We start from the raw sequence: 12491 nt of genomic DNA, 5'->3' as shown, positions 1-12491 counted from the left end.
TCAACGGGACATATCAAAAAAGCCGCCAATCAGGTAATATGGCGGCTTTTGTATTAGTTCCGGATCAAATAATCAAACGCGCCTAAAGCGGCATTTGCACCTGATCCCATTGAAATAATGATTTGATTGTACGGGCCGTCCGTGCAGTCTCCTGCGGCAAATAGGCCTGGGACGCTTGTGGCGCCGCGTTTGTCGACGACGATTTCGCCGATGCGGTTGCGTTCGACTGTTTCGTCTAACCATTCCGTGTTTGGCACGAGACCGATTTGGACGAAGACACCTTGGAGTTCAACGTGTTTTTCTTCGCCTGTTTCACGATCAACGTACGTGATGCCGTTTACGTTTTGGTCGCCTGTGATTTCTTTTGTTTGTACGTTTTTCAGTACAGTGACGTTTGGCAGGCTGTAAAGACGTTTTTGCAGGACTTCATCTGCTTTCAGCTCCGGCATGAATTCAAATACAGTGACATGTTTCACAATGCCTGCGAGGTCAATCGCTGCTTCGATCCCGGAGTTTCCGCCGCCAATGACGGCAACGTCCTTGCCTTCAAACAATGGCCCGTCACAGTGAGGGCAGTAGGCGACACCTTTGTTTTTGAACTCTTGTTCGCCAGGTATGCCGACATTGCGCCAGCGGGCACCTGTTGAAAGGATGACTGTTTTACTTTTCAGAACAGCGCCGTTCTCGAGTTCGAGTTCGAAAAGGTCTTTTTTCTCAAGGCGTTTTGCGCGCTGCAGGTTCATGACGTCAATATCATAATCCTTCACGTGCTCCTCAAGGCTTGCAGCGAGCTTCGGTCCTTCTGTCGCTTTTACGCTGATGAAGTTTTCGATGCTCATCGTGTCGAGAACCTGTCCGCCGAAGCGTTCAGCGACAACCCCTGTACGGATTCCTTTACGTGCCGTGTAAATGGCCGCACTGGCGCCGGCAGGTCCGCCGCCGACGACAAGCACGTCGTATGGCTCTTTGTCAGCAAACTCAGATGCATCTGCGCCGCTTCCCATTTTTGCAAGAATCTCTTCGAGGGTCATACGTCCGCTTCCGAAAGATTCGCCGTTTAAGAAAACAGTCGGCACGGCCATGATGTTTTTGCTTTCGACTTCTTCTTTAAAAGCCGCTCCGTCAATCATCGTATGTGTGATGTTCGGGTTGAGCACGCTCATCATGTTTAATGCTTGGACGACGTCAGGGCAGTTGTGGCACGTCAGGCTGATATAAGATTCAAAGCGGTACTCTCCGCTGATCTTCTTAATCTGGTCAATGACCTTTTGATCAACCTTAGGCGCTCTGCCGCTCACTTGCAATAGCGCAAGCACTAAAGATGTGAACTCGTGTCCCAGCGGAACACCGGCAAATGTGACGCCGGTCTCCTCTCCGGCACGATTGACGCTGAAGCTTGGCGTTCTGTTTAACTGTGCTTTTTCAACTGTGATTTTGGATGACATGGAAGCCAACTCATCAACGAGAGCCAGCATGTCCTTCGAGGTGTCATCGTCACCTGCGCTTACTTTGAGAACAATGTCATTCTCAATTAGCTGCATGTATTGATTTAATTGTGCTTTGATATTTGCTTCAAGTACCAATAGAATGCACTCCTTAGATTTTACCTACTAGGTCAAGGCTTGGTGTCAGTGTTTCAGAACCTTCTTCCCATTTAGCCGGGCAGACTTCACCTGGGTTTTGACGGACATATTGAGCCGCTTTTACTTTGTTTACAAGGTTGCTTGCGTCACGGCCAATACCGCCGGCGTTGATTTCAACAGTTTGGATCACGCCGTCCGGATCGATGATGAATGTTCCGCGATCAGCAAGACCTTCTTCTTCGTTAAGGACATCAAAGTTGCGGGAGATCGTTTGAGAAGGATCACCGATCATCGCGTAAGTGATTTTGCCGATTTTTTCAGAGCTGTCATGCCAGCCTTTGTGTACGAAGTGAGTATCTGTAGATACAGAGTATACTTCAACTCCAAGTTCTTTAAGAGCAGCGTATTGATTTTGAAGATCTTCAAGCTCAGTCGGGCATACGAATGAGAAATCCGCAGGGTAGAAGCAGAATACGCTCCATTGGCCTTTCAGGCTTTCATTTGTTACATCGATGAATTCACCGTTTTTGTAAGCTTTCGCTGCGAATGGTTGTACTTCTTTTCCAATTAGAGACATAATATATCTTCCTCCTGAAATGTGATTTGAAATATTAAAAAAGACAAAGAATACACTTTATCTTTCAATAATAATTCTAATTATATATGAATTATTAAATAACATTTATTTTTTGTCAAGGCATATGGCATATTATTTTATGGTTTTTTTGCTTTTAAGGTATGAAAACGCTTGGTATGAGCGGTCTGTCCCCGTTTTTAAATTTAATGAAATGAGGGAGGGATGTTTCTCAATTGGCGAAGCAAAATAGTGGGAATTCTTCCGTCAGGTGGTAAGATAAACCAAAGGGGTGATCACGATGCTGATAAACAAAGTAACGTTGTACAGTGATGCTTTGGAGAAGACGAAACGCTTCTATGTACGGGAGCTTGGTTTTACCTTGATCGAAAGTACGGACGATTCGTTTACAATCAAGGCGGGAGACAGTGAATTAGAGTTCAGGCGGACCGATTCTCAATCTCATCCATTTTATCATTTTGCTTTTAACGTTCCGAACAATCAATTTCATGAAGCAAAGGCATGGGCGAAGGGGAAGGTGGCGTTTCAAACAGAAGTTGGTGAGGATGAGGTGTATTTTCCCCATATCAATGCCCGTTCTTTTTATTTCTCAGATCCGTCTCAAAACCTTGTGGAATTCATCGCCAGAGATTCGTCGCCGGCCTCTGAAGAAAGTTTTTCCATTGAGTCCGTATTGAATATTGGCGAGATCAATGTGACGGCTGCCGAGGTGGTGTCAACAGGGGAGACATTACAGCGCTTCGGCATTCCGGTGAGAAATGATGCGCCTCTTGCCAAGGACGGGTTTCACTTTATGGGTGATTATAAGGATGGGGCGTTTTTGCTTTTGGGGCCGAGGGGGCGCCGCTGGATTTTTTCTGAGCAACACGCGGAGTTTCATCCGCTTTCGATCACCGTGAACGGGACGACACATATTGAAGCTGACGGTGAAGGCGGAATAGACATCACGCGTACGCACCCGTCATAAAAAGTCCGGGTTCGAAAAGCCCGGACTCAGTAAATGATGTTATGCGGCGCTTTTTTCTCTCCCTTGACGTAATCTGGTATGTTATACGCAACTATGCCGAATTTTGTAAAAGATCTCAGTTTTCTGCGAGCTTTCTGTTCCCCAATGCCAGCCGCCCCATCATCAATCCGAAAGCCAGCAGGGCGAACAGCATGCCGCACCATATCAGCTGATGGATTCCCAGACGTGAAATAAACCAGCCGCCCGCAGCTGTTCCGAGGGTGATGCCGAGGTTGGAAAAGGAGACAAACAGACTGTTTCCGAATTCTGGGGCCTCCTTTGCTTCCGCAATGAGCCACGTCTGGCTGACGATGAGCCCGCCTGAATGAACGGCGCCCCATACGAAGACGAGGACAGCCATCAGTATGAAAGACGTTCCGAGCCCGTATACGAGAAAGTAAGCCGCTGTATAAAGAAGCGGAAACAGGATGACGGTCTTTTTCGTATTTTTGTGTAACATGACGCCGAAGACAAAATTTCCGGCGATCATAATTACCCCGAAGCTCATCAGCATCAGGCTGATCCATGATCCATTCATATGGGTCACTTGTCCGAGGTACTCCGCAAAATAGCTGTAGACAGAAAACATGGCCGCAAACAGACAGATGACGGCTCCGATATTGAGCCATAAGGCTGTTTTACGCAGGATGCCGAGCTGGCTTCTGAAAGACATTTTTTCCTTCACCGGCATGGATGGCAGAAAGAGGAGAATGCCTGCGAAAGCGATGATGCTGACCATTGCGCCGAATAAGAAAGCCGCCTCCAGCGACAGCCGCTCCGCCAGATAAGACGTGAACGGCACGCCAAAAGCAAACCCGACGGTAATGCCCGAAAATACTTTTGTTACGGCTTTTCCGGATTGATCGGCAGGGACAAGCCGGGCCGCCGCCGCAAGAGCTACAGAAAAAAAGACCGGGTGACATAAGGCGGGGATAATCCGAAATGCAATCAAGACATTGAAATGTTCCGTATACGCGTAGACTGTGTTTGAAACGGCAAACATCAGCACGGCCAGCAAAAGAATATATTTTCGATTCAAGCCTGACGCGAGCAATGTCAAAAACGGGCCGGACACAGCGACGACTAACGCGAAGATACTGACAAGCCATCCAGCCTTTGAAGCGGTGATATGAAATCTGTCCGCCACCTGCGGCAGAACACCGATGATCCCCATTTCGGTAGTGATGATCCCGAAAACCCCTAATGCCAAGAAAATAATGAAGATTGAGCTGTTCTTTTTCACTTTTATGTAAGCCTCCTTTTGTAACTACATATATAGAAAAATAGATATGTTATAACAAAAAAGCCCTCCTTTCATGTTATAAATTGTGTTGGACGTACTCAGCAAAGGCTTTGATGTTTTTTTCGTTTCGTCTGTAATATGTCCATTTTCCGATCCGTTCAGATTCCAGCAGGCCGGCTTTTTGCATCGTCAGCAGGTAGCTTGATATCACGGACTGCGCGAGCCCTGATTTCGCCTGAATATCACCGACGCAAATCCCGGTGCGGAAGCTGAGGCCCTGTTCAAGATAAGGCCTTTCATCAAAATGTTCCTCGGGATGTTTGAGCCATGTCATAATGTCACTTCGGGTTTTGTTAGATAACGCTTTATGAATAAGTATTGGTTCCATACAGCTTATTATATCTATTTTTCTAGATTTGTAAATTCTTTTTCAAAAAAACCTTTCTCACAATGGGGGCAGACCAAAATTTCGCAAATAAATGTGTTAAAATATAACATATTATCAGATTCTCGGTAAAACCAATACCGGGATGTCGTCAGGAGGATATTCTCATGAATCAAACAAACAAAAAAGGTACAGTCACGGTGACCCTGTTTTCCGCTGTGATGTTTTGTTTATTGCCGGTTATCGGCTCGCTATCTCCGTTTGCAGAAACGGGGCCGAACGCGAATTCGTTTAACTCTGCCGGCATGTGGACGTCTGTCGGTATGATGCTTGTCTTCTATCTGATTCCGCTTGCTCTTTATGTTCTTGGTGTAAATGTGATGAAGATCATTATGGCTGTTTTTTGCGGAATCGGGCTTATCATTTGGCTTGCTGTCATTTTGGTGACGCTGGCTATCGGTATGAATGAAGGACAGGAGCTGTCTTCCTTTTCCGGCGTTTTGGCTTGGTCGGGCGCGGCTTTTATCGTCAATGTGCTGTGGTATGTTGTTGCGTTCCGTGCGGCTCCGCACCGACAGCAGACGATGTGACTATCATTCCATAAAGTGTACAGCAATGTCATTTCTTCATCGGTTCTCGCTGAGGGCGGGACGCTGTACATCGGCACTTATAAAAAACTGCTTGCTTTTGGTTCAGCGACATAACAAAAAGAATCCGCGTCACATGCGCGGATTCTTTTTCTATTTAGAGGCTTGAATAAATACGCCTTTTTCATGAGAAAATTCTTTAAAGCCGTACACGCCGTGATATGAACCGATTCCGCTCGTATTGACGCCTCCGAACGGGAGATTCACGTCCGTGAAATGAACGACGACATCATTCACCGCGGCATTGCCGGACGTCGTATGCTGCAGCACGTAATCGATAAGCTTTTGATTATGGCTGAATACATATAATGCAAGCGGCTTGTCACGGTCTGTAATGTATTCAACCGCTTCGTCTATGTCTTCGTAATTCATGAGCGGCAGAATCGGTGCGAAGATTTCTTCCTGCATGATCTTCATGTCAGGCGTGACGTTTTTTAGCACGGTCGGCGATATGGTGCGGTCATGTGCGTCAAACACGCCGCCGAATGCGACTTCCGCCCCTTTATCAATTGCGTCGTCAAACAGGGCTTTGACACGGTTAAAGTTCCGGTCATTGACAATCTGCGTGAATTTTTCACGGTCAATCGTATGGTCATCTTCCATAAAACCGGCGTTGACAATGGTCTGCAGCATATTTGTAAATGCATCCTGTACGTCTTCCTTAATGAAAACATAATCAGGGGCGATACATGTCTGTCCCGCATTGACAAATTTGCCGACTGCTATTTTTTTCGCAGCGTCCATCAGATCGTACTCGCTGTCGATAATCGTCGGGCTTTTTCCGCCAAGCTCAAGCGTGACGGATGACAAATGCTTCGCCGCAGCCGTCATGACGATTTTTCCGACGTTTGTGCTTCCGGTGAAGAAAATATGGTCGAACGGCTGGTCGAGGAGTTCTGTCGCGACATCGACTTCCCCTTCAAAAATGGCGGCATCTTCTTCATGAAATGCCTCGCGAATCACTTTTGCGGCGATATGGCTTGTTTTCATCGTAAAGTCAGACAGCTTCACAATCGCGCTGTTGCCTGCCGCAATCGCTGCTGCAAGCGGAGCCATCGTCAGCATAAACGGGTAATTCCAAGGGCCGAGAATCAGGGCCGTGCCTTTTGGCTCGTACATTAATACGCCGTCAGCCTCCGGGTTCAGGGCTGAGCCGACTTGTTTTGGAGCCATCCAGGCTTCTAGATTGTTCATATTATCTTTGATGGCTTTGATCGTTCCCTGCGTCTCCGCTCTTTTTACCTCATGATAAGGCTTGCGGACGTCTTGTCTGATCGCTTCAATGATTTCCTCTTCATGGGCGGTGACGGCCTCTAATAAGCGGCTGAGCTTTTCTTTTCGCTGCTCCGCCGTTGAAGCGCGCAATGCTTTCTGGTTTTTCTTCTGCAGCTGAAAGACGCGCTGAATATCCGCTTTTGCTTGCTGGTCCATCTGTAATTCCCCCTGATTTGCTTTTTTGTTTCTCTCGGGCCTATTATAAAATGGTGTGATTCCGTATCAAAGACAGCGGGAAAGCATCTATACGTTACCGTACAATAACAGGACAACTGTCTAATGAAAGGAGTGTCTCTTATGCCTGATTCTGTGACGGCTGACATTAAACAATCGCTGCTGACCCTATTGCAGGAGCGGGATATCCGCCGGATCACAATGAAGGAAATCGCCGGGCATGCGAACGTAAGCCGGGGGACACTGTACCTTTATTACGAGGATAAACATGCAATTATAGAAGATATTACAGAAGAAATGAAAGAAGGACTGAGCGAAGCGCTCTATGATTCGCTGAAGCATAAGGATTTTCTCAATTTAAACGGGACATGGCAAAAGGTGCATCCAACACTGTCATTTGTTGATCAGCATCGTGCATTTTTCCAAACCATGATGGATCGCAATAAAATGCCTTATTTTCACTTTCACGCCTTTTTTAAAGATGTGTTCCGGCAGGATGTTCTTCTGTCGCCGGTCAATGCGAATTTCTCGCCGACTGAACAGGATATGTACATTCATTACCGCGCCTTATATACGTATGCCATCGTTCTGTATTGGCTGAATGAGGATCAGGAGGCATCCCCGGAGGCGGTAAGCGGGCAGGTGTGGGATTTGATTTCTCAAAAGCGGTTTTTCTGGCTGTTCGGCCGCCGGGTGTCGGAACATGAAGAAAAACAGCCCGCCGACCGTCGGGTGATCCGAACGAGGCAGGCCTTACAAGGGTCGATGCTTGACGTAATGGCGGAGAAAAAAGATTATGCGGCGGTCACGATTTCCGATATTGCCCGGAAAAGCAATCTCCGCCGCGCCACTTTTTATGACCATTACGCCAATAAAGAGGAATTGCTGAAAACGATTATTCACCAATCGTGCCGGGAGCTGATCGGCTTATTGACGGTAAACGGTTCGCCTGCTGACTGCTCCATGGCAGAAGCGGAAGCCGCGCTCGTCCGCCTGTTTTCGGCTCTATCGGAAGGCATGCCGCTCGTCCATTTTCTGAGAGAGGGTTCCGGCGTCCCCGATGTCATCCCGGAAATCTTCAGAGCGCTGCAATCCTTTTACCTGCACCAGCCGATCCGCGTTCACGCCGGCAAAAAGCTCTATGCCTATTACGTCGCATCCATGCTCGTCGGATTGATACAATATCGCCTCCACGAAGGAAAAGACCACGCCCCGGAAGTGCTGGCGAGGGAGTTCTTGCAGTTTTTGGATGTGAAGAAGTATAGGGTGATTTTGCTGTGAGACCTTCAGCCGCGACAGGCTGAAGGTCTTTTATTGATAAACACCGCATAATCAAACGGTCAGACTTAGCAAAAAATAATTGCATCTGCAGAATATGAAGTGCGGCTTTCTTGTCTTTTTAAAATTCCTTTCCGCCTTTTTCCCTTCCGGTTCAAAAAAAGAAAACCGTTCCAAATGCCGTCTGATCAGCATTCTGCTGCCAACATGACAAATGTCATATTCGGGGCATGATGGCTGCTACTACAAACGCCGCGAGCGCCTCGGTATACTTGGAATCATAATAAAAAAAAGGGGATATGACATTTATGATCAATCACACCGCAACTCAAAAACAAGCATCTTTAAAAAAGCAGGTTGCTGCATTTTCCGGTGCCGATACAAAGCATAGTGTCAATCAGCTTTTCAACACGTTTGTGCCGTTCTTTGCCCTTTGGTTTCTTGCTTACTTCAGCCTCAATGTCTCCTATCTTCTGACCCTCGCTTTTACTGTTATAGCAGCAGGCTTTTTGACAAGAATTTTTATCATTTTCCACGATTGCTGCCATCAATCCTTTTTCAAACAAAAGAAGCTGAACCACCTGTTCGGTTTTATTTCAGGTGTGCTGACACTGTTTCCGTACCTTCAATGGCAGCGCAGTCACTCCATTCATCACGCGACAAGCAGCAACTTAGATAAACGAGGCACCGGCGATATTTGGATGATGACTGTCAAGGAATACAACGAAGCGTCAGCTTGGACAAAAGTACGCTACAGACTTTATCGCAATCCGATTATTATGTTTATTCTCGGACCGATTTACGCATTTCTTATTCAAAACCGTTTCAACGTAAAAGGCGCCCGCCGCAAGGAGCGCTTGAACACCTATTTCACGAACGCGGCGATTGTCTTATTAGCTGGTGCCACGTGCCTGCTTGTTGGCTGGGAAAGCTTTTTGCTTGTACAGGGTCCGATTTTCCTCATTTCGGGATCGATCGGCGTCTGGCTCTTTTATGTGCAGCACACGTTTGAAGACTCTTATTTTGAAGCCGATGAGCATTGGAACTATGTGCAGGCCGCAGTAGAAGGAAGCTCCTTTTACAAGCTGCCGAAGCTTCTGCAATGGCTGACAGGCAACATCGGCTACCATCATGTCCACCATTTAAGTCCGAAAGTGCCAAATTACAAGCTGGAAGCGGCTCATGAGGGGCATGAACCTTTAAAAAATGTACCGACCATTACGCTTAAAACAAGTCTTGAATCCATGAAATTCCGCCTGTGGGATGAGGATCAAAAGCAGTTTGTCACCTTTCGGGAGGCACGAAAAACACCGCCGTCCCAGCAGGTGCCGGAAGAATCTTTAAAGAAAAATGCCTAATATGGCGCAAGGCTCTTTCTCTTAACGGAAAGGGCCTTCTGCATGAGGATGCAATGAAGGCGGTGTTTTGATAAAGTGATGGTAGACACAAGAAGCAGAAGGTGGAACAAGGATGAAGAAGTATTTTAAATTTCAAAAACTGAACGGGATTTCCCCTTATATATGGACGATTTTTTTCATCCTGCCCTTTTATTTTATTTTTAAGACATCCTCAACCTTTGTAATGGTTGCCGGCGTCATTTTCACACTTGTTTTCTTTGCCGCATATCGCTTTGCATTTGTCGCAAAAGGCTGGCCGCTTTACTTATGGGCGCTTCTTTTGATCGGCATTTCGACCGGCTCGGTCATGCTGTTCAGCTATATTTATTTCGCCTTCTTTATCGCCTATTTCATCGGCCACATTCGGGAGAAAGTTCCTTTTTACATTTTATATTACGTTCATATCGCCAGTGCGGCGATTGCAGTCAACTTCAGCCTTGTGCTGAAAAAAGGATGGTTTTTGACACAAATCCCGTTTATCATCATTACACTGATCAGTGCCATCTTGCTTCCGCTCAGCATTCGAAGCAGGAAGGCACGAGAGAGCCTTGAGGAGAAATTAGAATTTGCAAATGAACGAATTGCAGATCTTGTGAAGCTGGAAGAAAGACAGCGCATCGCCCGCGACCTTCACGATACGCTTGGGCAAAAGCTCTCCTTAATCGGACTAAAAAGCGATCTTGCCCGAAAGCTGATTTACAAGGACCCTGAACAGGCGCGCACTGAGCTGAAAAACGTTCAGCAGACAGCCCGCACCTCCTTAAATGAGGTCAGACAAATTGTCTCGTCTATGAAAGGCATCCGATTGAAGGATGAGCTTGGCAATGTTCGGCAAATACTTGAAGCAGCAGGAATTGACTTTGTGTACGAAGAAAAAGAAGCGCCAAAAAACATATCCATGTTAAACGAAAACATCGTCAGCATGTGCATTAAAGAAGCTGTCACCAATGTCGTGAAACACAGCGGCGCCAATGTATGCCGCATTACCATTCAGCAGCTCTGGAAAGAGGTTGTCATCACGGTTGAGGATGACGGCAGCTTCAGAGGCAGCGAAGCCCACTTTTTTTCAAAGGGACACGGCCTGCTTGGAATGAGAGAACGGCTTGAATTCGCAAATGGCAGTTTAGCCATCGATACATCTACTGGGACAAAGCTGACCATGAGCATCCCAAATGACTCAAAATCAAAAGAAAAGGATGGTTGCAGATGATCAACATCTTCATTGCTGAGGATCAGCAAATGCTGCTCGGCGCACTTGGTTCGCTGTTGAATTTAGAAGAGGATATGACGGTCGTCGGCAAAGGCACAAGCGGCCAGGATGCCATCGATTTCGTGGAAAAACACGCTCCTGACATCTGTCTGATGGATATCGAAATGCCCGGAAAATCAGGACTTGATGCAGCAGAAATGCTCAAGGACAGCGATGTGAAAATCATCATTTTAACGACATTTGCCCGCTCCGGCTATTTTCAGCGGGCGCTAAAAGCAGGCGTCAGCGGCTACATGCTCAAGGACAGCCCAAGCGAGGAGCTCGTCAGCGCCATCCGCAGCGTCATGAAAGGAAGACGCGTCTACGCACCTGAATTAATGGAGGACATCTATAGTGAAGAAAACCCGCTGACCGAACGGGAAAAAGCGGTGTTGGAGCTTGTCGCAGACGGAAAAAATACTAAAGAAATCGCAAGCGCCCTTAGCATCAAAAGCGGAACAGTCCGCAATTACGTTTCGATGATCCTAGATAAATTAGAAGTAAAAAACCGAATTGAAGCTATTACACGATCAAAGGAAAAGGGCTGGTTTAAGTAACCGGCCCTCAGTTTGTTCAGCCAGTGTGTTTTTTGGCTGCACACTGGCTGTTTTTTTACTCTCCATTACTCCGTCTCTTCCTTCCACTTCTTATCAATCAGCATCTTCCCTGGCCATGTGTAAGCCATAATGCCGCCGTCAGCGGTGATGTCTTCGCCTGTGACGTAAGAGCTGTCGTCTGAGGCGAGGAAGAGAGCTACGGCCGCCATTTCCTCCGGTTTCCCGAGCCGGCCGAGAGGTGTGATCCATTTGTTGGCTTCCCGGAACTTGGCTCCCATTTCTTCTTCTTTTGTACCTGCCAATTTGTCAATCAGCGGTGTTTCAATTGTGCCCGGCGATATGGAATTGACGCGGATTCCGCTTCTGGCATAATCAATGGCCATCGCTTTTGTCAGGTTCGTAATGCCGCCTTTTGCGGCGTTATAGCCGGAGCGGTCAAGGTCTGCGGCCTGGCCGGACATGGAGGAGGTGTTGATGATTGAGCCTCCTTTTTCGAGCATGAGCGGAATCAGGTACTTGCTGCAAAGAAACGTGCCGCGAAGATCGACGGCAATGATCCGGTCAAACAGCTCAACCGGATATTCATGGACCTTTCCGCCCTCCTGATCGATTCCGGCGTTGTTAAAGAGAATATCAATCGTTCCGTACATATTTTTGATTTTGTCTGCAAATGACTTCACATTTTCTTCATCTGAGACATCAAGGTGAAAGGCTTCTGCTTCTCCGCCGTTTTTTCTGATGCTATTGACGGTTTCTTTCATGTCACTTTCATTGATGTCGCCGCAGACCACACGCGCGCCTTCATTGGCAAAGACCTCTGCCGTTGCTTGCCCAATTCCAGTCGCGGCCCCTGTGATAACAGCGGTTTTGTTTGTTAATCTTCCCATGCCGCACTCTCCTTTTTTATTGGGAACTTTCCCGATATGTGAAGGAGTAAACATAATTCGGAATATCGAAACCGCGATGGCGGACTTTTGCATCATCGGTTTTTGAAAAATATGATCCAATTATTGTTTTTTATGTTAAATTAATTATATGAAATACTCAGCTGAATATCATATTCTAATAGATTGACAGATCTCTTTGAATATGGTAAATAGAT

At 46.9% G+C, this 12491-nt stretch carries 12 protein-coding genes and 1 pseudogene; 7 read left to right on the top strand and 6 right to left on the bottom strand.

Annotated elements, in window-relative coordinates; translation table 11 throughout:
• Nucleotides 1–53 precede the first annotated feature (53 nt).
• Together ahpF and ahpC are read right to left on the bottom strand one after the other, a co-directional pair.
• Nucleotides 54–1583: an alkyl hydroperoxide reductase subunit F gene (gene ahpF, locus J7E26_RS13435; protein ID WP_214800240.1), complete on the bottom strand. Its 1530-nt coding sequence runs from the start codon at nt 1581–1583 to the stop codon at nt 54–56.
• Between the two features lie 13 nt (nt 1584–1596).
• Complete coding sequence (gene ahpC / locus J7E26_RS13430) at nt 1597–2160, bottom strand: alkyl hydroperoxide reductase subunit C (protein ID WP_003326173.1); 564 nt, start codon at nt 2158–2160, stop codon at nt 1597–1599.
• Nucleotides 2161–2458: 298 nt separating this feature from the next.
• Here ahpC and J7E26_RS13425 point away from each other — a divergent pair, with 298 nt between their 5' ends.
• Entirely contained in the window at nt 2459–3145 is a 687-nt protein-coding gene (locus tag J7E26_RS13425) for a VOC family protein (RefSeq protein ID WP_214800239.1), read from the top strand.
• 115 nt (nt 3146–3260) lie between these two features.
• On the opposite strand, the gene J7E26_RS13420 is transcribed toward J7E26_RS13425, so the two are convergent.
• Complete coding sequence (locus tag J7E26_RS13420) at nt 3261–4427, bottom strand: MFS transporter (protein ID WP_214800238.1); 1167 nt, start codon at nt 4425–4427, stop codon at nt 3261–3263.
• Between the two features lie 76 nt (nt 4428–4503).
• Complete coding sequence (locus tag J7E26_RS13415; RefSeq protein ID WP_214800237.1) at nt 4504–4815, bottom strand: ArsR/SmtB family transcription factor; 312 nt, start codon at nt 4813–4815, stop codon at nt 4504–4506.
• Nucleotides 4816–4979: 164 nt separating this feature from the next.
• Here J7E26_RS13415 and J7E26_RS13410 point away from each other — a divergent pair, with 164 nt between their 5' ends.
• Complete coding sequence (locus J7E26_RS13410; protein WP_214800236.1) at nt 4980–5402, top strand: DUF5391 family protein; 423 nt, start codon at nt 4980–4982, stop codon at nt 5400–5402.
• A 21-nt stretch (nt 5403–5423) separates the two neighbouring features.
• Nucleotides 5424–5516 (top strand): annotated as a pseudogene (locus J7E26_RS18635) (hypothetical protein); the annotation flags it as partial.
• Nucleotides 5517–5552: 36 nt separating this feature from the next.
• On the opposite strand, the gene J7E26_RS13405 reads toward J7E26_RS18635, so the two are convergent.
• Nucleotides 5553–6890 (bottom strand): aldehyde dehydrogenase family protein, encoded by a 1338-nt coding sequence (locus tag J7E26_RS13405; protein ID WP_214800235.1) that lies wholly within the window; start codon nt 6888–6890, stop codon nt 5553–5555.
• Nucleotides 6891–7031: 141 nt separating this feature from the next.
• On the opposite strand from J7E26_RS13405, the gene J7E26_RS13400 reads away from it, so the two are divergent.
• The 4 genes from J7E26_RS13400 to J7E26_RS13385 all read left to right on the top strand — a co-directional run bounded on the left by J7E26_RS13400 (nt 7032) and on the right by J7E26_RS13385 (nt 11389).
• On the top strand, nt 7032–8189 hold the full coding sequence (locus tag J7E26_RS13400; RefSeq protein ID WP_214800234.1) for a TetR/AcrR family transcriptional regulator: 1158 nt from the start codon (nt 7032–7034) through the stop codon (nt 8187–8189).
• Nucleotides 8190–8494: 305 nt separating this feature from the next.
• Nucleotides 8495–9544 carry a Delta(5) desaturase DesA gene (gene desA, locus J7E26_RS13395; RefSeq protein WP_214800233.1) on the top strand — a complete coding sequence of 350 codons (1050 nt, stop codon included), beginning with the start codon at nt 8495–8497 and terminating at the stop codon, nt 9542–9544.
• Between the two features lie 112 nt (nt 9545–9656).
• A complete protein-coding gene (locus J7E26_RS13390) occupies nt 9657–10793 on the top strand; it encodes a sensor histidine kinase (RefSeq protein WP_214800232.1) in 1137 nt (378 codons plus the stop codon).
• A complete protein-coding gene (locus J7E26_RS13385) occupies nt 10790–11389 on the top strand; it encodes a response regulator transcription factor (protein WP_214800231.1) in 600 nt (199 codons plus the stop codon). Before J7E26_RS13390 ends, J7E26_RS13385 begins: the two co-directional genes overlap by 4 nt.
• 65 nt (nt 11390–11454) lie before the next feature.
• Here the strand turns inward: J7E26_RS13385 and J7E26_RS13380 are convergent, their stop codons facing one another.
• The gene (locus J7E26_RS13380) at nt 11455–12276 is read right to left on the bottom strand and encodes an SDR family oxidoreductase (protein WP_214800230.1); all 822 of its coding nucleotides are present in this window, start codon (nt 12274–12276) and stop codon (nt 11455–11457) included.
• Nucleotides 12277–12491: the final 215 nt, after the last annotated feature.

The sequence above is a fragment of the Bacillus sp. ISL-51 genome (assembly GCF_018613535.1).
GTDB lineage: Bacteria > Bacillota > Bacilli > Bacillales > Bacillaceae > Bacillus.
This window is presented reverse-complemented; position numbering and strand designations above follow the sequence as displayed.

Excerpts from the sequence above, each read along its gene's own strand:
- J7E26_RS13385 (WP_214800231.1), top strand. The coding sequence starts at position 10,790 with ATGATCAACATCTTCATTGCTGAGGATCAGCAAATGCTGCTCGGCGCA.
- J7E26_RS13410 (WP_214800236.1), top strand. The coding sequence starts at position 4,980 with ATGAATCAAACAAACAAAAAAGGTACAGTCACGGTGACCCTGTTTTCC.
- J7E26_RS13405 (WP_214800235.1), bottom strand. The coding sequence starts at position 6,890 with ATGGACCAGCAAGCAAAAGCGGATATTCAGCGCGTCTTTCAGCTGCAG.
- J7E26_RS13400 (WP_214800234.1), top strand. The coding sequence starts at position 7,032 with ATGCCTGATTCTGTGACGGCTGACATTAAACAATCGCTGCTGACCCTA.
- desA (WP_214800233.1), top strand. The coding sequence starts at position 8,495 with ATGATCAATCACACCGCAACTCAAAAACAAGCATCTTTAAAAAAGCAG.
- ahpC (WP_003326173.1), bottom strand. The coding sequence starts at position 2,160 with ATGTCTCTAATTGGAAAAGAAGTACAACCATTCGCAGCGAAAGCTTAC.
- J7E26_RS13380 (WP_214800230.1), bottom strand. The coding sequence starts at position 12,276 with ATGGGAAGATTAACAAACAAAACCGCTGTTATCACAGGGGCCGCGACT.
- J7E26_RS13425 (WP_214800239.1), top strand. The coding sequence starts at position 2,459 with ATGCTGATAAACAAAGTAACGTTGTACAGTGATGCTTTGGAGAAGACG.
- J7E26_RS13415 (WP_214800237.1), bottom strand. The coding sequence starts at position 4,815 with ATGGAACCAATACTTATTCATAAAGCGTTATCTAACAAAACCCGAAGT.
- J7E26_RS13390 (WP_214800232.1), top strand. The coding sequence starts at position 9,657 with ATGAAGAAGTATTTTAAATTTCAAAAACTGAACGGGATTTCCCCTTAT.